Here is a 21,364-nt window from a genome sequence, read left to right on the forward strand (position 1 = left end):
CCGCCGAGCGTCAGTTTCTGCTCAGGATTGCCTCAGGACGGGTCGGGTGCCGCCTGGGCCGAGGTGGTGTCGCGACGCGCTCGCCACTGGGCCTCCTCGATCATCCGATCGAGGCTCTCCGTGCTGGCCCCCTGGACGCTCGTGCCGATCGAGCACCCGGGCGTGACGGGGAGCCCGTCGGGGCGGTGCTCCAGCCCGGTCCGGACGGCGTTGGCGACCCGCTCGACCGGGCGGCGTGCGCGCGCGGTCGTGAGCACGGCGAACCTGCCGCCCCCGAAGTGGCCGATCAGGGCAAAGGGAGGCACGTGCGTCCGGATGACGCGGCCCACGTGGACGACGACACGGTCGCGGACCGCGGGTCCGAAGGCATCGGCCATGTCCTCGAGGTTCTCGATCTCGATCCAGACGAGTCCCACCGCTGCGCCGGCCGCGAACGATCTCTCGATGCGGTCCTCGGCGTCACGTCGGAACGCCGCCGACCCGGGGAGCTCGAACTCCGCGGTCGCGCCGCGGGCGTCATCGCCCCACCACGTGGTGCGGGCGTCCTCGGCACGAAGGGCGGTGACGCACATCGCGGCGAGACTGAACGCCGTCGTGGTGCCGATCGCGACCGTGACGTCGATCGCGCCGTTCCAGCTGGTCGTCCCGGCCACGATCAGGCCTGCGACCACGACGATCGACGTCGCCACGAGCAGCATGACCGCCTGGAGCACCCTGGCCGACGGCTGCTCGGAGCTGGGTCCGCGAACGGAGTCGATCACGGCTGCCGCGGCGAAGGCGGCGGAGAACACGACCGAGAGCGCGAGGGGAACGGCCCGGTCCTCGGTGACGGGGAACACGACGACGGAGGCCGCGGTGACGACCGAGGCGCCGACGGCCAGGGGGAGCTGGGATGAGCCGCCGAGCTGTTGGAGCCGCAGTCCCGATCGCAGCAGTCCGAACGAGAGGGTGATCCCGGCGGCCGCCAGGGCGCCGAGGCCCTGCTGGGTGCCGTCGCCGGGAAGCGAGGCGGTCAGGATCCCCGTACCGGTGACGGAGACGTACGCGACCGAGATGATGCGACCTGCCCTCGTGTCGTACTGCAGGACGGTCGTCAGCATGAGGTAGGTCGTGATCGCAGCGAGCAGGATCGAGCTCGTGAGCTGCGCCGTCGCGGCGTCGAAGGTCATGGGGCCTTCCCGGCGTCGCGGGGCAGGACCAGGATTGCGGTCGTGCCGCCGGCCTCGGCGCTCTCGAGTCGGATCGTGCCGCCGTGGCGCTCGACGATCTCGCGGGAGATGGCCAGACCGAGGCCCGACCCCTGGACGCTCGAGACCACGGCATCCGTCGTGCGGTGGTAGGGCTGGAAGACCTCGACGTGGTCCTGCTCGGTCATCCCGTGCCCGGTGTCGGTGATCGCGAGCGAGACCTCCGCGTCGTCGCCGGCGAGCTCGACCGTGACCGATCCGCCGTCGACGTTGTACTTGATCGCGTTGGTCACGAGGTTGTCGACGACCTGACGGAGCCGGAACGCGTCGCCCGTCACGGTCTGCGGGTCGCCGGCGTCCAGGGTCATGGCGATGACCCGGTCGGCCGCGAGGGGTCGCAGCGCCGTGACCGACTCCGTGACGACCTCGGCGAGGTCCACGAGTGCCAAGGACATGGGCACCGCGGCACGGGGCGTCCGGCCGCGCGTGGCGAGCAGGTCGTTGACCAGGGTGAGGAGCCGGGTGGTGTTCCGTTCGGCGACGGCCAGGTGGTTGACGGCCTCGTCGGGCAGGCCCGGAGTGTCGGCGGCGAGCTCGATGTACCCCAGGATCGAGCTCAGTGGGGTCCGGAACTCATGGGAGACCGAGCTCACGGCCTGGTCGCGCGCAGCCTCGGCCTCGATGGAGTCGCCCACGTCACGGAACACCGCCACCAGGCGGTCGACGGTCCCGTCGGAGTCCATCACGAGCCGCCCGCTCACCTCCACCGCGACGCGGTTGCCGTCGGGGTGGCCGATCCAGTAGGTCTCGCCGTCGATCGGAGCGCCGGTCAGGCCGCGCACGTGGGGGAGGTCGTTCGCGGCGACGGGTGTCACCCCGTCCAGGTGGTACAGCGGCAACCCGTGCGGTGTGGTGGAGAGCGGCAGGCCGATGTGGCGCATCATGGCGCGCGCGGCGCGGTTGCTGCCCCGGTACGTGCCTCGCGGGTCGAGCGACACCACGCCGAAGGGGACGGCGTCCATCACGGCGTTCAGGACGCCCTCTTCCCGGCGTGCCTGACGGTGGGCCTCGGCCGATCGACGGGCCTGCGTCGCGAGGAGGCGACGCTGGGCCGTCTCGCGCGCGCTCGACATGGCGATGACCCCGGCCACGATCAGCACCGAGACGTTCAGGCTCGCGGTGGCGGCGACGGAGGGTGTGCCCACGCTGCCGGGGTTGAAGCCCATCTCGCGCAGCAGGAGGGGGGACCACGCCACGAGCGTCGCGCTGACGACACCGATGATCGCGCCTGCCCTCCCGGCGTTGAGGGCCAGCCACGCGACGGGCAGCACGAGCAGGAACCCGAACCCGCTGGTCGGCGTCGCGGCGCGGAGCTGGTTCAACGCCACGAGGTCGACCATGGGGATCGCGACGACGACGGCCCGGGCCCAGGGGCGCTCCCACGTCGCAACACCCACGACCACGGTGACGAGCACGAGGATCGTCAGTCCCAGGGCCAGGCGCGACTGCTCCGTCGGGAGGCCGGCGCCGAACGTGAGTCCGGTGACGATGGCCGCAGCGATCAGCAGAGCGGTCTGGGTCGCGAAGAGCCGGCCCGGCGAAACCGGCACCCGGATGGCATCCGCTCCCAACGGCATGCGCACATGCTAGGCGTCGGGGGGATCACCCTCGACCGTTTTTGGCCTGACGTCCCGCTGCGCTAGGATCGTCAGGTTGCCTCGGCGAGGGTCGGCGTGTCCGACCGTGATCGACAGGGCGCTCGATCCGAGTGCTGCGTCGCGCGCCGCTGGCCCACCCGAACCCCGCATTCGTTCCAATCGAGGAGTACTTCCCGTGGCTGAGATCACGATCGCCGCCGAGGCCCGCACCGAGTTCGGCAAGGGCGCCGCCCGCCGCATCCGTCGCGACGACAAGGTCCCCGCCGTGCTGTACGGCCACGGCACCGACGCCGTCCACGTGACCCTGCCGGGCCACACGCTGATGCTGGCGCTCAAGAACTCCAACGCGCTGCTCAACATCGAGCTCGGCAAGGACAAGCACCTCGCCATCCCCAAGCAGGTCCAGCGTGATCCGCTGAAGGGCTTCCTCGAGCACGTCGACCTCCTGATCGTCAAGCGTGGCGAGAAGGTCACCGTCGACGTCCCCCTCAACATCACGGGCGAGGCCGCGCCCGACGCGCTCGTCGGCATCGACACCACCACGATCTCCGTCGAGGTCGACGCCACCGCGATCCCGACCGAGATCGAGGTCAGCGTCGAGGGCCTCGAGGTCGGTTCGCACCTGCTCGCCAAGGACCTCCAGCTCCCGCAGGGTTCGACCCTCGCGGTCGACGAGGACCTCCTGATCATCAACGTCACCGCAGCGCCCACGGCCGCCGAGGTCGACGCGGAGCTCGCCGAGGCCGAGGCCGAGGTCGGCATCGAGCACGACGAGCCCGAGTCCGAGAACGGCGACGACGCCGAGGCTGACGCCGAGGCCGGGGACGCCGAGTCGGAGTGACCTGGCTGATCGCCGGGCTCGGCAACCCGGGCCCGGCGTACGCCACCACCCGGCACAACGTCGGGTACCTCGTCACCGACGCGCTCGCCGCGCGCATGGGCGGGACGTGGTCCTCGCACCGCAAGAGCCGCACCGACGTCGTCGAGGGGCGCCTCGCCGGCGAGCGCGTCGTGCTCGGCCGGACCCGTTCGTACATGAACGAGTCCGGCGGGCCGCTCAAGGCCCTGGGCGGGTTCTTCGACATCGCTCCGGAGCAGTACGTCGTGGTCCATGACGAGCTCGACATCGACTTCGGTCGGCTGCGCGTCAAGCTCGGTGGCGGCGACAACGGCCACAACGGGCTCAAGTCCCTGCGCGGCTCGCTCGGCACGGGCGAGTTCCACCGCGTGCGGGTCGGCATCGGCCGCCCGCCGGGGCAGCAGACCGTGCACGACTTCGTGCTCAAGCCCTGGTCGAGCACCGAGCGCAAGGAGCTCGACATCAACGTCGAGGAGGCGGCCGACGCCGTCGAGTCACTGATCACCCGCGGACTCGTGGAGACGCAAAGTGCCTTCAACCGCTGAGGCGGACGGCGTCCGCTCCGGGGCGCTGCTGGGTCGCCTGGCCGACCGGGTCGCCGGGCTGCCGGGTCTCACCAACGCACTGCGCGAGAGCGCCGACGGGGTGCGCGCCCAGTCGGTGCGCGGGCCGGCTGCCCTCCGCCCGTTCGTGGCGCACGCCCTCGCCGGGCGTGCGGGGCCTGTCCTCGTGGTCACCGCCACGGCGCGGGAGGCCGACGACGCCGCCGCCGTGCTCGCCGAGACCCTCGGTCCCGACGCCGTGGCCACCTTCCCGGCCTGGGAGACGTTGCCGCACGAGCGGCTCTCCCCCCGCTCCGACACCGTCGGACGCCGCCTCGCCACCCTCCGCCGCCTCGTCCACCCCGAGTCCAGCGAGGGGGGCGCGCCGCTGCGCGCGGTCGTGGCGCCGGTGCGCTCGATCCTGCAGCCGCACGTGCGCGGTCTGGCCGACTTGAAGCCGGTCGAGCTGTCGGTCGGCGACGACTACGAGCTCGACGACCTGGTGCGCGACCTGGCCGGCGCCGCCTACGCGCGGGTCGACCTGGTGGAGCGCCGCGGCGAGTTCGCCGTCCGCGGCGGCATCGTCGACGTCTTCCCGCCCACGGCCGACCACCCCGTGCGCATCGAGTTCTGGGGCGACACCGTCGAGGAGATCCGGCAGTTCTCGGTGGCCGACCAGCGCTCGCTCGAGCCGGTCACCCGGGTCTGGGCCCCGCCGTGCCGCGAGCTCCTCCTGACCGACGACGTCCGTGCCCGCGCCAAGGCGCTGGCCGACAGCCACCCGTCGCTCGTCGAGATGCTGACCAAGATCTCCGAGGGCCACGCGGTCGAGGGCATGGAGTCGTTCACGCCCGTGCTGGTCGAGGAGATGGAGCTGCTGGTCGACCTGCTGCCGGAGCACGCCTCGGTCCTGCTGTGCGACCCCGAGCGGATCCGGGCCCGCGCCCACGATCTCGTGGCGACGAGCGAGGAGTTCCTGCAGGCCTCGTGGGCCGCCGCGGCGACGGGGGCCGAGTCGCCGATCGACCTCACGTCGGCCGCCTTCCACACGCTCGACCAGGTCAGCGAGCACACCCTGTCACTCGGTCACCTGTGGTGGGGCGTCACGCCGTTCGGGCTCGACGCCGACACGACCGGGGGAGGCGACTGGGACCTCGAGGTCGAGGAGTCGCCCGAGCTGCGCGGCGACCTCGACGGCGCCGCCACCGTGATCCGCAACTGGCGCACCGAGGGTCTGGAGGTCGTGCTCGTCGTGCCCGGCCACGGCCAGGTGCAGCGCACCCTCGAGTGGCTCGCCGAGGTCGACCTCGCGGGCGCCGAGATCAGTGCACGTCCGGGGGCCGACGACCCGGCGCCGGCCGAGGGCGTCGTGCGGGTGCTGTGCGCGGAGCTGCCGCACGGGTTCGTGGCGCGTCCGCTCGGCCTGGCGGTGCTGACCCACGACGACCTCGTCGGGCAGCGTGCCGCCGAGAAGGCCACCCGGTCGATGCCCGCGCGGCGTCGCAAGCAGGTCGACCCCTTGGAGCTCGCGGCCGGCGACCCCGTCGTGCACGAGCAGCACGGCGTCGGCCGATACGTCGAGCTCGTCAACCGCGTCGTGCAGGGCGCGGCCCGCGAGTACCTCGTGATCGAGTACGCGCCGGGCAAGCGCGGCCAACCCGGCGACCGGCTGTTCGTGCCGATGGACCAGCTCGACCAGGTCAGCCGGTACGTCGGCGGCGAGAACCCCACGCTCGACAAGATGGGCGGGGCCGACTGGACCCAGCGCAAGGCCAAGGCGCGCAAGGCGGTCCGCCAGATCGCCGGCGAGCTCATCAAGCTCTACGCCGCGCGACAGTCGACCCAGGGCTACGCCTTCGGTCCTGACACGCCTTGGCAGCGCGAGCTCGAGGACTCCTTCGCCCACGTCGAGACGCCCGACCAGCTCGTCACGATCGAGGACGTCAAGCGCGACATGGAGCGCACCGTCCCGATGGACCGGCTGGTGTGCGGCGACGTCGGCTACGGCAAGACCGAGATCGCGGTGCGGGCTGCGTTCAAGGCGGTCCAGGACGGCAAGCAGGTCATCCTGCTCGTGCCCACGACCCTGCTCGTCCAGCAGCACCACGCCACGTTCGCGGAGCGCTTCGGCCAGTTCCCCGTCACGATCCGTCCGCTCTCGCGCTTCCAGTCCGAGAAGGAGTCGAAGGAGACGATGGCGGGGCTCGCCGACGGCACGATCGACATGGTCATCGGCACCCACCGCCTGCTGCAGCCGGGCGTGCACATCAAGGACCTCGGTCTCGTGATCGTCGACGAGGAGCAGCGGTTCGGCGTCGAGCACAAGGAGGCGCTCAAGCACCTCCGCGCCGCCGTCGACGTGCTCTCCATGTCGGCGACGCCCATCCCGCGCACGCTCGAGATGGCGATCACCGGCATCCGCGAGATGTCCACGATCGCGACCCCGCCCGAGGAACGGCACCCCGTGCTCAGTTTCGTCGGCGCCTACGAGGACCGCCAGGTCGTCGCCGCGATCCGTCGCGAGCTACTGCGTGAGGGCCAGGCGTTCTACATCCACAACCGGGTGCAGAGCATCGACAAGGCCGTCGCCCGGCTCCAGGAGCTCGTGCCCGAGGTCCGCGTCGCCGGCGCCCACGGCCAGATGAGCGAGTCCGAGCTCGAGCGGGTCATGGTCGACTTCTGGGAGAAGCGCTACGACGTGCTGGTGTGCACCACGATCGTGGAGTCGGGCCTGGACGTCTCGAACGCCAACACCATGATCATCGAGCGCGCCGACGTGCTGGGCCTCTCGCAGCTGCACCAGCTGCGCGGCCGCGTCGGTCGGGGCAGCGAGCGTGCGTACGCGTACTTCCTGTACCCGCCCGACAAGCCGCTCACCGAGACCGCGCACGACCGCCTCGCCACGATCGCCCAGCACTCCGAGCTCGGCGGTGGCATGGCCGTGGCCATGAAGGATCTCGAGATCCGCGGCGCGGGCAACCTGCTCGGCGGGGAGCAGTCCGGCCACATCGCCGACGTCGGCTTCGACCTCTACGTGCGGCTGGTCGGCGAGGCCGTCGCGGAGTTCCGCGGCGAGACCGAGCCGCAGCGGCGCGACGTCAAGATCGAGCTCCCCATCGAGGCGCACCTGCCGACCGACTACGTGCCGAGCGAGCGGCTCCGGCTCGAGGTCTACAAGCGGCTCTCCGCCGTCGCGAACCTCGAGGAGATCGACGAGCTGCGCGCCGAGCTGGTCGACCGCTACGGCGAGCCCCCGGTGGAGACCGAGACGCTGCTCGAGGTCGCCCGCCTGCGCGTCGCGGTCGCCGGCGCCGGCGTCGAGGAGATCACGAGCGCCGGGCCCAACGTCCGGTTCGCGGGCCTCAAGCTGGCCGACTCCGCCCAGATGCGGATGCGCCGGATCTACCCCAAGAGCCTCTACAAGCCCACGACCGACACCCTGCTGGTGCCGCGTCCGCGCGAGGCCCAGGTCGGGGGCAAGCCCCTGGCCGGCCGCGAGCTGCTGGAGTGGACGCGCACCGTGATCGGCACCCTCGCCGCCTGAGCCCCCGCCCACCTCGGCGAGCGGTGAGATAGCGACCTCTCGTGCCCGGGGCGGTGCGGCAGCGACCTTTCGACCGAGCTGAAGCGTCGCTGACTCACCGCCCACGCGGCGGACGGGTCGCCACGTCACCGCCCGCTCGGCGGTGGAGAATGAGCGCATGACCCACGAGCCTCCCGTCGCCGGTGCAGCGCTCCTGGAGCTGGTCGAGGTCATGGACCGGCTGCGCCGGGAGTGCGCCTGGACGGCCGAGCAGACCCACGAGTCCCTCGCCCGGTACGTGCTCGAGGAGGCGCACGAGGTGCTGGAGGCCCTCGACGCCGGCGATCCCGACCAGCTGCGCGACGAGCTCGGCGACCTGCTCATGCAGGTCGTCTTCCACGCCCGAATCGGATCAGAGGCCAGCGGCGAGGCGCGATTCGACGTCGACGACGTGGCTCGCGGCATCACCGACAAGCTCCGCCGCCGCAATCCGCACGTGTTCGGTGACGGCACGGCCCGGACGCCCGCGGAGATCGATGCAGCCTGGCAGGCGGTCAAGGCGCAGGAGAAGCGCGAACGGGGAGGTCGGGCCTCCGTCCACGACGGCATCCCGGCCTCGTTGCCGGCCCTGGCGTACGCCGACAAGGTCCTCAAGCGGCTCGGCGATCCGGCGCCGGCCCGCGGGGACGACATCGGCTTGCGCCTCCTCGCCCTCGTGGCCGAGGCCCGCGCTGCCGGGGTCGACGCCGAGGAGGCGCTGCGCCGGACGGTGCGCACCCTCCCCGACGCGCCGGCGGGATGATCGTTCCGCCGAGCCTCTCCGGGCTGACGGGCCGGTGGCCCTAGGCTGGGTCCCGCACGTGACACCCCTTCTCTGAGGAGACCCATGGCCAGCATCGAAGCCGTCGGAGCACGCGAGATCCTCGACTCGCGCGGCAACCCCACCGTCGAGGTCGAGGTCGCCCTCGACGACGGCAGCATCGGCCGCGCCGCGGTGCCGTCCGGGGCGTCGACGGGTCAGTTCGAGGCCGTCGAGCTGCGCGACGGCGGCGACCGCTACGGCGGCAAGGGCGTCCTCAAGGCCGTCGAGGCCGTCAACGGTGAGCTCGGCGGCGCGATCGTCGGGTTCGACGCCGACGACCAGCGTGCGATCGACAACGCGATGAGCGACATCGACGGCACGCCGAACAAGGCCACCTACGGCGCCAACGCGATCCTCGGCATCTCCCTGGCCACGGCGCACGCCGCGGCCGAGTCGGCCGGGCTGCCGCTGTTCCGCTACGTCGGCGGCCCCAACGCCCACGTCCTGCCCGTCCCGATGATGAACATCCTCAACGGTGGCGCCCACGCCGACTCGAACGTCGACGTCCAGGAGTTCATGATCGCCCCGATCGGCGCCCCGACCTTCGCCGAGGCCTTGCGCCAAGGCACCGAGGTCTACCACGCGCTGAAGAGCGTCCTGAAGGCCGACGGCCTCTCGACGGGCCTGGGCGACGAGGGCGGTTTCGCCCCGAACCTGTCCTCCAACCGTGCCGCGCTCGACCTGATCGCCAAGGCGGTCGAGACCACGGGCCTCAACCTCGGCACCGACATCGCGCTCGCGCTCGACGTCGCCGCGTCAGAGTTCCACTCCGGCGAGGGCTACACGTTCGAGGGTGCCACCAAGACGGCCCAGGAGATGACCGACTACTACGCCGAGCTCGTCGCGGCGTATCCGATCGTCTCGATCGAGGACCCGCTCGACGAGGAGGACTGGGAGGGCTGGGTCACGATCACGTCCGAGCTCGGCCACCTGGTGCAGCTCGTGGGCGACGACCTGTTCGTCACCAACGTCGAGCGCCTGTCGCGCGGCATCGCCGAGGGTGCGGCCAACTCGATGCTCGTCAAGGTCAACCAGATCGGGTCGCTCAGCGAGACGCTCGACGCCGTGGACCTGGCGCACCGTGCCGGATTCACGAACATGATGAGCCACCGTTCCGGCGAGACCGAGGACACGACGATCGCCGACCTGGCGGTGGCCACGAACTGCGGCCAGATCAAGACCGGCGCCCCGGCCCGCTCGGACCGCGTAGCCAAGTACAACCAGCTCCTGCGCATCGAGGAGCTCCTGGGCTCGGCGGCGGTCTACGCCGGCGCCTCGGCGTTCCCGCGCCTGTCGGTCTGAGTCCGGTGGCGGGACCAGGCGGATCCACGGGGCCGGGCCGGGGCAGGACCCCCGGCCCGGCCTCGCGGGCGCGCGGTGCCGCTGGTCGCCCCACCAGGCCGTCCCGCTCGACGACCTCGTCGTCGGCGACGCGGCGACCGGGGCAGCGTGCGCCTCGGATCCCGAGCGGCGCGGGCGGCTCCCGGTTCACGACTCGCGCCGTGGTGCTGCTCGCCGTCATGGTGCTGCTGATCGCGTCGTACACGGCGTCGTTGCACACCTGGTGGCAGCAGCAGCAGGAGATCCGGGCCACCGAGGCCAAGATCGAGACGCAGAAGACCGCGATCGCCGAGCTCGAGGACGATGCGGAGCGGTGGGAGGACCCCGCCTACATCGAGCAGCAGGCCCGGGCCCGATTCGGGTGGGTCCTGCCCGGCGAGGTCGGCTACCGCGTCGTCGACGCCGACGGCGAGGTCGAGGGTGACGTGCCGCAGCTGGCCGAGCCGCCCAGTGCCAAGGCGCCGCAGTGGTACGAGAAGCTGTGGGACAGCACGAAGGTGGCCGGCCAGGAGCCGGTCGAGCCCACGGCCCCCGCGGAGGGTCCGAGCGAGCCCCTGCTGCCGGAGAGCCCGTGACCAGCCACTTCACCCGTCCGGCCGGCGCGGTGCCGCCGAGCGAGGCCGACCTGGCAGCGATCCGCGACCAGCTCGGACGCCCCGCGCGGGGCGTCGTGACGATCGCGTCGCGATGCCCGTCCGGTCACCCGAACGTCGTGATGACCGAGCCGCGGCTGCCGGACGGGACGCCCTTCCCCACGCTCTACTACCTGACGTGTCCTCGCCTGGCCGGGGCGATCGGCACGCTCGAGGCGGCCGGGGTGATGGCCGACATGAGCCAGCGGCTGCTCGAGGACGATGAGCTGGCGGCGGCGTACCGCGAGGCGCACGGCTCCTACCTGGCCGAGCGCGAGGCCATCGGCCACGTGCCGGAGATCGACGGCATCTCGGCCGGCGGCATGCCCACCCGGGTCAAGTGCCTGCACGTCCTGATCGGCCACGCGCTGGCGAAGGGGCCCGGGGTCAACCCGCTCGGCGACGAGGCGGTCGCGATGCTCGGCGACTACTGGGGCAGCTCGAGCTGCGCCCCGCAGTCACCCGCCACGTCCGCTGGGTGAGGTGCGCCCTTCGAGGCTCCCTTGTACCTCGTCGCACCTCACGCGGCGGGTGGCGCCCGCCATCCGATGGTTGAGGTGCGAGTGCGCCCTGGCGCGCGAGCCTCGAAACCATCCGTCACGTGAACGCTGCGGCCGGACCGGGCGCCCGGCCCCGACCGCCCGTCACTACTGTGGACGTCATGAGACGCGTCGCGGCGATCGATTGCGGGACCAACTCGATCAGGCTCCTGGTCACCGATCTGGGCCCGGACGGGAAGGCCCACGACCTCGTCCGCGACATGCGGATCGTGCGCCTGGGGGAGGGAGTCGACCGCACCGGACGACTCGACCCGACCGCGATCGAGCGCACTGTCACGGCGACCCGCGAGTACGCGCTGACGATCGGCGAGATGGGGGTCGACGCGGTCCGCTTCTGCGCCACCTCCGCCGCACGCGACGCCGAGAACGCCGATGACTTCCGATCCGCGATCCGGTCGGTCCTCGGCCAGGAGCCCGAGATCCTCAGCGGCGACGCCGAGGCGCGGGCCTCGTTCCTCGGTGCGACCTCCGAGCTGGGCCCGGATCCCGCTCTCGTGGTCGACATCGGAGGGGGCTCGACCGAACTCGTGCGCGGTGCCGACGGCGAGGTCCACTCGGCCGTCTCGCTCGACATCGGCTCGGTGCGCCTGACCGAACGCTTCCTCGCGAGCGACCCGCCGTCGATCACCGAGATCACTGACCTCGTCGACCACCTCGACGCGCTGCTCGCCCCGGCCGTCGCCGGGTGGGAGCCGGTCGACCGGTTCATCGGGGTCGCCGGCACCGTCACGACCGTCGCGGCGCACGCGATGCAGCTGTCGACCTACGACAGCGACCGGATCCACGGAGCTCGTCTGCCGGTCGACCAGGTGCGCGAGGCGTGCATCTCGCTGGTGCGGCTGCCCGTCGTGGATCGCCGTCACCTGCCGTTCATGCATCCGGGCCGCGCCGACGTCATCGGCGCGGGTGCGCTGATCCTCGACCGCCTGCTCGAGCTCGCCCCGCTCGCCACCGACGAGGTCGTCGTCAGTGAGCGCGACATCCTCGACGGCATCGCGCGAGGCGCAGCCGACGCGGCCGGCACGAATTGACTTTCCAACTCGGAATGTTATTGTCTTTCTGTAACGGAAAGTCAATCCGAGGAGGGTCTCCATGAGCGAGTCCACGCATGACACCGATGCCCTGGACCCCAGCGACGAGGCGTCACTGGAGGCCGTCGCGGCCGCGCGCCGTGCAGCAGCCGATCGCCTGGTCACCCCGTGGTGGTACCACCCCATGCTCGGCGCCCTGCTGACCGGCTACGCCGTCGCGATCGCCCTGGGGAACACGTGGGTCCTGCTCGCCGGGGTCGCCGCGTCCTTCGCCGGGCTCGTCCTGCTGGCCGGTTCGTACCGTCGCAAGACCGGCATCTGGCTCTGGGGCAACCAGAACGGCCCGGCCTCCCGCTGGGCCTACGTGATGGGCGCGGTCGGCGGCCTCGGCGTCCTCGCCGCGATCCTGCTCAGCTACACCGACGTGTCCGACGTCTGGGTCTGGGCTGTCGCCGTCGTGATGGGCGTCGTGATCGTGCCGATCGGCCGCAGGTACGACCAGGTTCTCCGGGCCGATCTGCGGGGCGAGCTGTGACCCAGGCCGGTCCGGCGCCGGCGTTCGACGAGGTCATCCACGCGCCACTGCGTCTGAGGGTCTGCGCCTTCCTCGACGCCGTCTCGTCGGCGGAGTTCAGCGCGCTGCGCGACGTGCTCGAGGTGGCGGACTCCGTGGTGAGCAAGCACCTCAAGGTCCTGACCGAGGCCGGGTACGTGAAGCTCGAGAAGCCCACCGGACGCGGCAGGGTCCGGACGTGGGTCCGGCTGACCGAGGAGGGACGCCGTGCCTACCGCGGACACGTCGCGGCGCTGCGGAGCATCACCGCCCCCACGTCGCCTGACTAGGCTGACGCCGCTCCCGTAGCCCAATCGGCAGAGGCAGACGGCTTAAACCCGTCCCAGTGTGGGTTCGAGCCCCACCGGGAGCACCACCGGCGCTTCGCATGGTCTTCCCTGTGGTCGCCCGGTCTGCTCCCGCACTCAGCGCGGATGTGGCAGGCTCTCACGCTGTGACCGAAGGCCCGACGCTGCGACCCCAGGGCCCGACCTCGTGGTGGTTCTTCGTGCTGATGTCGGGTACGCCCGCCTGGATGCTCGCCGCGGGCCTGGCGGAAAACTCCGACTGGCGCGTCATGTTCGGGCTGGCCTACTTCTCGTTCCTGCCGGCTCTCATCGCGCTGGACCGCCAGCAGGCTCAGCGACGCCTCGACCGATGACCTCGGTACGCTGACCGGCCGGCGTCGCGCACCGGACGTGAAGGCGTCTCACCCGAGGCGCACGGCGGTGAGGTCGTGGATCTCCCGCCCGGCGTCGATGCCCTTGGCCTCGAACCGTGTGAGGGGACGGCCGTCCCAGCGGTCGCTCCGGCCGCCCGCGAAGTCGGGGGAGCCGGCCACGACCTCGGCCATCTGCGTGGCGTACTCGGCCCAGTCGGTGGCCATGCGCCAGACCCCGCCGGGCCGCAGGACGCGGGCCGCGAGCGCGGCAAACTCCGGCGTGACGAGGCGTCGCTTGTGGTGCTTCTTCTTGTGCCAAGGGTCGGGGAAGTGCACCCACAGCTCGTCGACGGAGGCCTCCGGGATCATGGTCGTGAGCGCCTCGGCGGCATTCACGACCGCCATGCGGAGGTTGGTGAGCTCGCCGTGCCGCACCCCGATCAGCGTCTGCGCGACGCCCGGGACGTAGACCTCGAGGCCGAGGAAGTCGGTCCCGGGCGACTGCGACGCCGCGTGCACGATGACCTCGCCGCGGCCGCTGCCGATCTCGACGACGAGGGGCGCCGTGCGGCCGAACTCGGTCGCGACGTCGAACCGGTGCGCCGGGTGCACCGACGTCGAGGGCCCGTCCTGGGGGACCTCGAGCACGATCCGCTTCGCGAGCAGGTCCCACGCCTTCTGCTGACGCGGGTTCAACCGGCCGCCGCGGCGGGTGAAGGAGACGGGCTCGGTCCGGAAGGCCCGGTCGGCAGAATCTGGACGGGTGTCGGCCGAATCGGACATGGTGCGCACCTTATCCAGCGCGCCACGATGGCTCCATGAAGGCCATGGCATGACGAGCGACGTGATCGAGCCCGACGACAAGGACTGGACCTGGGTCCTGCGCGAAGCGTGCCCCGAGTGCGGATTCAACGCCGCCGACGTGGACCCGACCGGCGTCGGACCGGTCATCGGCACGCACGTCGAGCGGTGGCAGAGGATCGTCGCGCGCCCCGACGCGGGAGTGCGTCCGCAGGCCGACCGCTGGTCCGACCTCGAGTACGCCTGCCACGTCCGCGACGTGTTCACGATCTTCGCCGGGCGCCTCGACCAGATGCTGGCCGAGGACCCCGCGCACTTCGCCAACTGGGACCAGGACGCCGCAGCGCTGGAGCGCGACTACGCGCACGCGGACCCGGCGCAGGTCGGGCGGGAGCTGGCCGTCGAGGGCGCCGCGCTCGCGGCCACGCTGGCCCGCGTGGGGGAGGGGGACTGGGCACATCGGGGCCTGCGGTCCAACGGGTCCGAGTTCACGACCGCGACCCTCGTGCAGTACCTGCTGCACGACCTCGAGCACCACCTCGTCGACGTCGACCGCTGAGCCATCCGCGGGGCGCTCGACTCCCCGATCCCGTTGCGCACAGAAACCGCGCAGTCGGGAGCAAAACCCCAGTAGCGTGCGTTGTATAGGGTGAACCCATCAGGCTCGATGATGCGAGCCGACCTCCCGGAGGGAATCATGCACAGCTCGAACCCCGTCTTCTCCCGCAACGAGAGCTACAACGGTCGCTCCTCGTCGGTCCAGACCGACCCGTCGCAGTGGACCATCGACACCAACGCTCAGCCGGGTTACGCACCGCCGTCGGCCGCCACGAGCGACCGCATGACGATCGACTCGGTCGTCGAGAAGACCGCCATCACGCTCGGCACCGTCATCGCCGCGGCTGCGGTCGCCTGGGTCGTCATCGGCCAGATCCTGGTCGAGGGTCGCTTCGGGCAGGCGGTCGTCGATCAGGACGCGGTCAACACGGCCTACATGTTCGCGATCGGTGGTGCGCTCCTCGGTTTCGTGCTGGCGATGGTGAACTCCTTCAAGAAGATCATCAGCCCGGCGCTCGTCATCGGGTACGCCGTCGCCGAGGGCGTCTTCGTCGGCGCCTTCTCGAAGATCGTCGCGACCTACGTCGGCGACGTCAGCATCGTCTTCCAGGCGATCGTCGGCACCTTCGTGGCCTTCGGCGCGACGCTCGCGGCCTACAAGTTCTTCAACATCCAGGTCACCGACAAGTTCCGCAAGGTCGTCACGATCGCGATCTTCGCCTTCGCCGGCGCCACGGTCGTCAACCTGCTGCTGTCGCTCACGGGCGTCGTCGACAACGGCGGCATCCGCGGCTTCAACACGCTCGGACTGGTGGTCTCGGCCTTCGCCGTCGTGCTCGCGGTCCTGATGCTCGTGCTCGACTTCGACTACATCGAGAAGGGCGTCCAGGCCGGTCTGCCGAAGCGCGAGTCCTGGCGTGCGGCCTTCGGCCTCACGGTCACGCTCGTCTGGCTGTACATCGAGATCCTGCGCATCCTCGCCATCCTGCGGGGCAGCGACTGATCCTCGGACCCGTCCGAGACGAACGCCCCCGACCGGTTCCCCGGTCGGGGGCGTTCTCCGTCGTGGGCGAGGGCTCAGCGCAGGCGCCGCAGGACGCCCGCCCAGCGGCCGGCGCGACGCACCTCGGTCCCGGAACGCTGCGAGGCCTCCTCGGCGGCCTCCTCGACCGGCATCATCTCCTCGGTCTCGCCGGGGTGCTCCTCCAGCGGCTCGCTGCGCCGCTCGTGGATCGCGTCGGCGAGCGAGGGCAGCAGCGCCCGCGCCATCGCGGCGTAGCCCGAGGCGGAGGGATGGAACCGGTCGTCGCCGAACATCAGGTCGTGGTGCTCGCGGATCAGCGACGCCAGCAGCGAACCGAGGGAGACCGTGCGGGCCCCGGCCTCGATGGCGCCCACGGTCTGCAGGCGAGCCATCCGCCGGCTCTGCAGCCGGGCGATGCTCCGCAGGGGCTGCATGAGCGGCTTGACCGTGCCCAGGTCGGGGCACGTTCCCACGACGACCTCGGTGCCGGCGGCGACGAGCCGGCTGATCGCGACCTGCAGGTCGTCGACCGCCCCGGTCATGGACTTCAGGTGGGTGACGTCATTGGCGCCGATCACGATCACGGCGACGTCGGCCCCGAACTCGAGGCCACGGTCGACCTGGTCGGCCAGGTCACTGCTCTCGGCGCCCACGACGGCGACGCTGTGCACCTGGACGGGACCCTGCACCAGCTGAGCCAGTCCCCAGCCCATGAGCGCCGGGGGCGTCGTCATCTGGGTCTGCATGCCGTAGCCCACGGCGGCCGAGTCGCCCAGCACGAGCAGGCGCACCGTGTCGCCCGACAGGTTGTCGCCGTACAGGCCGTCGGGTGACGGCGGCCGGGCGTCCGTGACGCCGATGAGACGACGGGCCAGCACGGTCTCGCCGAACAGGAAGCCCACCGACGCACCGACGGCGCCGGCGGTCCCGAGGGCGGTGGTGGCGGCCACACGTCGACTGACACGCATGGGGCCACCCTAGTGACCGGGTCCGTCGGGGGCGCGTCGGAGCCATGGCCGATGATGGGTGACATGCCCGACACCGTCCCGAACCTGCGTGACCTCCACGGGATCGCGATCGACGGCGGGGTGGTGGCTCCCGGGCGTCTGCTCCGGAGCGCGGCGCCCGCCGTCGGCGACGCCGTCCCGGCCGGGGTGCCGTGGCCCCCCACCGCCGTCGTCGACCTGCGCTCGGCCAGCGAGATCGAGCCCGAGCACCCGCTCGCCGAGCACGCGGCGATCCATCGTGTCCCGCTCCTGGGTGCGCTCCGCCCGGGAGCGGCACGGGCCAGCGACCTGACCGGCCTCTATCGCGTGGTCGTCGACTCGGCCGGCCCCCTCCTCGTGGACGTCGTGCGGGCCGTCTCCGCCTCGCCGGGGCCCGCCCTGGTGCACTGCGCAGCCGGCAAGGACCGCACGGGCATCTCGGTCGCCCTGTCGCTGCTGCTCGCGGGCGCTGCCGTCGACGATGTCGTGGCCGACTACCTCGAGACGGCGCGGCACCGCGACGCGATCGACGCGCGACTCACCGCGTCCGCGGGCCACGACCACCGCCAGACGCTGCCCGCCTCGTTCTTCGAGACCAAGGCGGAGGCCGTGCTCTCGGTCGTGGACGTCTGGGCCGCCCACGACGGCGGGGTCCAGGGCTGGTTCGAGGCCGCCGGCGGCACGTCGGACGACGTCGCCCGCCTCCACGGTCACCTGCGCGGTGACACCATGGAGCCATGAGCGAGTTCTTCCCGGTCCCGTCATGAGCGGGCGCCTCCAGCTGGACGACTCCGGTGCCGAGACCCTCGAGGCCCGCGAGGTGCCGCTCGGCGGCATCCGGGGCATCACGGTGCACCGCACGCTCCCGCACCGTTCCCGACCCACGATCGGCGCCTGGTGCTTCGCCGACCACTTCGGACCCACCGACGCGCGCATGAACGTGCTGCCGCACCCGCACACGGGCCTGCAGACCGTCACGTGGCCCATGGCGGGGCGGATCCGGCACCGCGACAACCTCGGCTCCGACGTCATGCTGCAGCCCGGTGAGCTCAACCTCATGACCTCGGGCGACGCGGTCTCGCACTCCGAGATCAGCGACGCCGACGACCCCACGCCGATGTCCGGGGTGCAGCTGTGGGTCGCGCTGCCCGACTCGCGGCGCCTCGGACCGGCCGACTTCGAGCATGTCCCCGACCTGCCGCGGGTCCAGGGGCGCGGCTGGGACGGTGTGCTGGTGGTGGGCGACTTCGCCGGTGAGTCCTCGCGCGCCACGGTGTACACGCCGCTCGTGGGCGTGCAGATCTCCCTGCACGACCCCGACGTGGTGCTCGACCTCGACCCCTCGTTCGAGTACGGCGTCCTGGCCCTCGACGGCCCGGTCGAGGTCGACGGCACCACGGTCGGCCACCGCGCTCTTCGCTACCTCGACGGCGGCAGTCGCGTGCACCTCGACGGCCCGGGCCGCACGGTGCTGCTGCTCGGCGGTGAACCGTTCGCGGAGAAGCTCGTGATGTGGTGGAACTTCATCGCGCGCGACCACGACGAGATCGTGCAGGCCCGCGACGACTGGATGGAGCGCCCCGTGGGTGGCCGCTTCGGTCGGGTCGAGGGCCACGGCGAGGAGCTCGTCCCGGCCCCCGAGCTCCCCAACGTCCGCCTCCGCCCCCGGGTGCGCCTCAAGTACTAGCCAGATCTCCGGTGGTTGAGGTGTGAGTGCCGCCTGCGGCGCGAGCCTCGAAACCTCGGATGGTTGCGGTACCCCTTTCGAGGCTCGTTCGTTCCTCACTCGCACCTCAAGGGGCGGGGCTGTGTCCACAACTGGCTCTCGACATACGTTGCCGTATTGAGATACCGTCGGTATCGGAAGATGTGACGTGGAGCACCGAGGAGCACGCATGAGCTGGATCAACGGCAAGGTCGCGGTCGTGACGGGCGCGGGATCGGGCATCGGCCGAGCCCTGGCGCTGGAGCTGACCCGGCGCGGCGCGACCGTGGCGATCAGCGACGTCGACGTCGCCGGTCTGGAGGCCACGGCCGAGCAGGTCCGCCAGATGGGCGGAACGGTCCGGTCGGACGTGATCGACGTGTCGCAGCGCGAGATCGTCGAGCGCTACGCCGACGAGGTCGCCGCCGATCTCGGCCGCGTCAACCTGGTGATCAACAACGCGGGCATCGCCTACTTCGGCAACGTCACAGAGATGCCCTACAAGCACCTCGAGCGCGTCATGGACGTCGACTTCTGGGGCGTCGTGAACGGCACCAAGGCGTTCCTGCCGCACCTGGAGGCCTCGGGCGACGGCCACGTCGTCAACATCTCGAGCGTCTTCGGCCTCTTCGGGGTGCCGTCCCAGAGTGCCTACAACGCAGCGAAGTTCGCGGTCCGCGGCTTCACCGAGTCCCTGGCCATGGAGATGAAGATGGCCAACAAGCCCGTCTCCGTCACCTGCGTGCACCCGGGCGGCATCAAGACCAACATCGTCCGCAACGCCACATCGGTCGACGAGCGCGCCGACGAGAAGAGCGCGATGAGCGCCCAGTTCGACAAGGTCCTCGCCCGCACCACACCGGCCAAGGCGGCCAACGTCATCCTCGACGGGGTCGAGAAGAAGAAGGTGCGCGTGCTGATCGGCGCCGACGCCAAGGTCATCGACGCCTTCGTCCGCATCGCCGGCCCCCGCTACCAAGGGGTCGTGCGCTGGGCGTCGGGCAAGTCCGGACTCTGACGTGCAGAACGACTGGGGCGGGCAGTCCTTCGCACATCCTCCGGGTCGTCTCCCGATCGTGGGCGACGGCCGCTCGGTCGATCCCTCCCGCCCCCTGAAGAGCATGGTCGGTCACGCTGAGAAGCTCGGTGAGCCGATCTTCGAGATCCAGGTGTTCGACCAGAAGTTCGTGTTCGTCGCCAGCGCCGAGCTCGCGGCCGAGATGTGCGACGAGCAGCGCTTCGTCAAGGTCCTCCCGCCTGCGGTCGAGGCCCTGCGTGAGTTCGCGGGTGACGGCCTCTTCACGGCGCACTCCCACGAGCACAACTGGCGCCTGGCGCACGACCTGCTGCGTCCGGCCTTCACCCGCACCGCGATGCAGTCCTACCACCCGGTCATGGTCGAGACGCTCGACGAGCTCTTCGACTACTGGGAGCGGCTCGACGGCCCGGTCGACGTCTCGCGCGACATGACCAAGCTGACGCTCGAGACCTTGGCGCGGGCCGCGCTGAGCCGCGACTTCGCCTCGTTCGACGGGGTCGACCCGCACCCGTTCGTGGCCGCCATGATCACGGCCCTCAAGAGCGGACAGCGCATCGCTACGCTGCGCACGGCCCCCGGCGGGCGCCTGGCCGTCCGGCGCATCCGCAGGAAGGCCAAGTCGTCCCAGGACTACGTCGACGAGCTCCTCGACGACATCATCGCGACCCGCCGGGCCCAGCCGCCGTCGGAGCACGACCTGCTCGGCATCATGCTCAGTGCGCGCCATCCCGAGACGGGCGAGCAGCTCGACGACACGAACATCCGCCACCAGATCCTGACGTTCCTCGTGGCGGGCCACGAGACGACCTCGGGAGCCCTGTCGTTCGCGCTGTACTACCTCTCGCGCGACCCGGAGGTCCTCGCGAAGGCCCACGCCGAGGTCGACGCGGTGCTCGGGTCGGACCGGGACACGGTGCCCACGTTCGAGCAGGTGCCGCAGTTCCGCTACCTGCGTCGCGTGCTCGACGAGGCGTTGCGACTGTGGCCCACGGCGCCCGCCTTCGGGCGTGGTCCCCGCGAGACCACGACGCTCTCGACGGGGCACGTCATGCGGCCCGAGGACTGGGCCATCGTCCTGCTCCCCGCGGTGCACCGCGACCCGTCCGTCTGGGGCGACGACCCCGAGCGGTTCGATCCCGACCGCTTCCTGCCCCAGAACTCCCGGGGCCGACTGCCGCACAGCTACAAGCCGTGGGGCACGGGGGAGCGCTCGTGCATCGGGCGGCAGTTCGCCCAGCAGGAGGCGATCCTCGTGCTGGCCCGGCTCCTGCACCGGTACGAGATCACGGGCGATCCCGACTACGAGCTCGACATCGCCGAGCGGCTCACGATCGTGCCGAAGGGGTTCGAGCTGCGACTGACCCCGCGGACGCCGAACGCCGACTCCGAGGATCAGCCCGCTGACGACTCCGGTTCCGACGATGGATCCGACTCCGGGGATGCGCCGAGCGACGTGTGCCCGGTCTCGTCGACGGACCAGAACGGGTTGAACGCCACCTCCCAGAGGTGCCCGCCGGGATCGGTGAAGTAGCCGGAGAACCCGCCCCACTCGGTCTCGGTCGCGGCCTTCGTGACCGTCCCACTCGCCTGCTGGGCGAGGTGGAGGACCTCCTCGACCTCGTCGTGGGTGCGGGTGTTGTACGCGAGCGCGAACCCGCTGAATCCGGCGGGACCGTCGGGCAGGCCGGCGTCCGTGGCGAGCTCGGCGCGGTCCCAGATCGCCAGGACGATGCCGGGCAGCTGGTAGTGAGCCGACGCGCTCGTTCCTCGCGCTCGCTTCTGCAACTCGCCAGAGCGAGTCGCAGGCGGCTCAGCCTCGCTTCGCTCGGCCTGTGGTCACCG

21 protein-coding genes, 1 tRNA gene and 1 pseudogene are annotated in these 21,364 nt (G+C 71.4%); 18 read left to right on the top strand and 5 right to left on the bottom strand.

From position 1 onward, the window contains the following. Positions 1–32 precede the first annotated feature (32 nt). Both V6S66_RS03505 and V6S66_RS03510 read right to left on the bottom strand, forming a co-directional pair. Complete coding sequence (locus V6S66_RS03505; RefSeq protein WP_334205376.1) at positions 33–1,169, bottom strand: sensor domain-containing diguanylate cyclase; 1,137 nt, start codon at positions 1,167–1,169, stop codon at positions 33–35. After that, a complete protein-coding gene (locus V6S66_RS03510; RefSeq protein ID WP_334205377.1) occupies positions 1,166–2,824 on the bottom strand; it encodes a sensor histidine kinase in 1,659 nt (552 codons plus the stop codon). The genes V6S66_RS03505 and V6S66_RS03510 overlap by 4 nt, the downstream gene beginning before the upstream one ends. 196 nt (positions 2,825–3,020) lie before the next feature. Here V6S66_RS03510 and V6S66_RS03515 point away from each other — a divergent pair, with 196 nt between their 5' ends. From V6S66_RS03515 to V6S66_RS03570, 12 genes are all read left to right on the top strand, one after another. Beyond that, on the top strand, positions 3,021–3,686 hold the full coding sequence (locus V6S66_RS03515) for a 50S ribosomal protein L25/general stress protein Ctc (protein ID WP_334205378.1): 666 nt from the start codon (positions 3,021–3,023) through the stop codon (positions 3,684–3,686). Then, positions 3,683–4,249 carry an aminoacyl-tRNA hydrolase gene (gene pth, locus V6S66_RS03520; RefSeq protein ID WP_334205379.1) on the top strand — a complete coding sequence of 189 codons (567 nt, stop codon included), beginning with the start codon at positions 3,683–3,685 and terminating at the stop codon, positions 4,247–4,249. The genes V6S66_RS03515 and pth overlap by 4 nt, the downstream gene beginning before the upstream one ends. Next, entirely contained in the window at positions 4,233–7,790 is a 3,558-nt protein-coding gene (gene mfd / locus V6S66_RS03525) for a transcription-repair coupling factor (RefSeq protein WP_334205380.1), read from the top strand. Before pth ends, mfd begins: the two co-directional genes overlap by 17 nt. 157 nt (positions 7,791–7,947) lie before the next feature. Further along, positions 7,948–8,571 (top strand): MazG family protein, encoded by a 624-nt coding sequence (locus tag V6S66_RS03530; RefSeq protein ID WP_334205381.1) that lies wholly within the window; start codon positions 7,948–7,950, stop codon positions 8,569–8,571. Positions 8,572–8,655: 84 nt separating this feature from the next. After that, a complete protein-coding gene (eno, locus tag V6S66_RS03535; RefSeq protein WP_334205382.1) occupies positions 8,656–9,933 on the top strand; it encodes a phosphopyruvate hydratase in 1,278 nt (425 codons plus the stop codon). A 200-nt stretch (positions 9,934–10,133) separates the two neighbouring features. Next, positions 10,134–10,547, top strand: a complete 414-nt coding sequence (locus V6S66_RS03540; RefSeq protein ID WP_334205383.1) for an FtsB family cell division protein — start codon at positions 10,134–10,136, stop codon at positions 10,545–10,547. Next, positions 10,544–11,086: a DUF501 domain-containing protein gene (locus V6S66_RS03545; protein WP_442885887.1), complete on the top strand. Its 543-nt coding sequence runs from the start codon at positions 10,544–10,546 to the stop codon at positions 11,084–11,086. Before V6S66_RS03540 ends, V6S66_RS03545 begins: the two co-directional genes overlap by 4 nt. A gap of 179 nt (positions 11,087–11,265) precedes the next feature. Further along, positions 11,266–12,195 (top strand): Ppx/GppA phosphatase family protein, encoded by a 930-nt coding sequence (locus tag V6S66_RS03550; protein ID WP_334205384.1) that lies wholly within the window; start codon positions 11,266–11,268, stop codon positions 12,193–12,195. Between the two features lie 61 nt (positions 12,196–12,256). Next, entirely contained in the window at positions 12,257–12,730 is a 474-nt protein-coding gene (locus tag V6S66_RS03555) for a hypothetical protein (protein WP_334205385.1), read from the top strand. Next, positions 12,727–13,038, top strand: a complete 312-nt coding sequence (locus tag V6S66_RS03560; RefSeq protein ID WP_334205386.1) for a transcriptional regulator — start codon at positions 12,727–12,729, stop codon at positions 13,036–13,038. The genes V6S66_RS03555 and V6S66_RS03560 overlap by 4 nt, the downstream gene beginning before the upstream one ends. 9 nt (positions 13,039–13,047) lie before the next feature. After that, positions 13,048–13,124 (top strand) — tRNA-Leu (locus V6S66_RS03565). Between the two features lie 78 nt (positions 13,125–13,202). After that, on the top strand, positions 13,203–13,409 hold the full coding sequence (locus V6S66_RS03570; RefSeq protein WP_334205387.1) for a hypothetical protein: 207 nt from the start codon (positions 13,203–13,205) through the stop codon (positions 13,407–13,409). A gap of 48 nt (positions 13,410–13,457) precedes the next feature. On the opposite strand, the gene trmB is transcribed toward V6S66_RS03570, so the two are convergent. Then, positions 13,458–14,192: a tRNA (guanosine(46)-N7)-methyltransferase TrmB gene (gene trmB / locus V6S66_RS03575; RefSeq protein WP_334205388.1), complete on the bottom strand. Its 735-nt coding sequence runs from the start codon at positions 14,190–14,192 to the stop codon at positions 13,458–13,460. Positions 14,193–14,241: 49 nt separating this feature from the next. On the opposite strand from trmB, the gene V6S66_RS03580 reads away from it, so the two are divergent. Beyond that, positions 14,242–14,769: a DinB family protein gene (locus tag V6S66_RS03580; RefSeq protein ID WP_334205389.1), complete on the top strand. Its 528-nt coding sequence runs from the start codon at positions 14,242–14,244 to the stop codon at positions 14,767–14,769. A gap of 138 nt (positions 14,770–14,907) precedes the next feature. Continuing rightward, positions 14,908–15,771 carry a Bax inhibitor-1/YccA family protein gene (locus V6S66_RS03585; RefSeq protein WP_334205390.1) on the top strand — a complete coding sequence of 288 codons (864 nt, stop codon included), beginning with the start codon at positions 14,908–14,910 and terminating at the stop codon, positions 15,769–15,771. Positions 15,772–15,845: 74 nt separating this feature from the next. On the opposite strand, the gene V6S66_RS03590 is transcribed toward V6S66_RS03585, so the two are convergent. Next, positions 15,846–16,760 (bottom strand): SGNH/GDSL hydrolase family protein, encoded by a 915-nt coding sequence (locus V6S66_RS03590; protein WP_334205391.1) that lies wholly within the window; start codon positions 16,758–16,760, stop codon positions 15,846–15,848. Between the two features lie 63 nt (positions 16,761–16,823). Between V6S66_RS03590 and V6S66_RS03595 the strand changes: the two genes are divergently transcribed. From V6S66_RS03595 to V6S66_RS03610, 4 genes are all read left to right on the top strand, one after another. After that, positions 16,824–17,519: a tyrosine-protein phosphatase gene (locus V6S66_RS03595; protein WP_334205392.1), complete on the top strand. Its 696-nt coding sequence runs from the start codon at positions 16,824–16,826 to the stop codon at positions 17,517–17,519. Between the two features lie 22 nt (positions 17,520–17,541). Further along, positions 17,542–18,465 (top strand): pirin family protein, encoded by a 924-nt coding sequence (locus V6S66_RS03600; RefSeq protein WP_334205393.1) that lies wholly within the window; start codon positions 17,542–17,544, stop codon positions 18,463–18,465. A 208-nt stretch (positions 18,466–18,673) separates the two neighbouring features. Continuing rightward, on the top strand, positions 18,674–19,501 hold the full coding sequence (locus V6S66_RS03605) for an SDR family NAD(P)-dependent oxidoreductase (RefSeq protein WP_334205394.1): 828 nt from the start codon (positions 18,674–18,676) through the stop codon (positions 19,499–19,501). A gap of 1 nt (position 19,502) precedes the next feature. Then, on the top strand, positions 19,503–21,053 hold the full coding sequence (locus V6S66_RS03610; RefSeq protein WP_334205395.1) for a cytochrome P450: 1,551 nt from the start codon (positions 19,503–19,505) through the stop codon (positions 21,051–21,053). Between the two features lie 23 nt (positions 21,054–21,076). Here the strand turns inward: V6S66_RS03610 and V6S66_RS03615 are convergent. Continuing rightward, positions 21,077–21,307 (bottom strand): annotated as a pseudogene (locus tag V6S66_RS03615) (hypothetical protein); the annotation flags it as partial. Positions 21,308–21,364 lie beyond the last annotated feature (57 nt).

The sequence above is a fragment of the Aeromicrobium sp. Sec7.5 genome, assembly GCF_036867135.1.
Lineage (GTDB): Bacteria > Actinomycetota > Actinomycetes > Propionibacteriales > Nocardioidaceae > Aeromicrobium.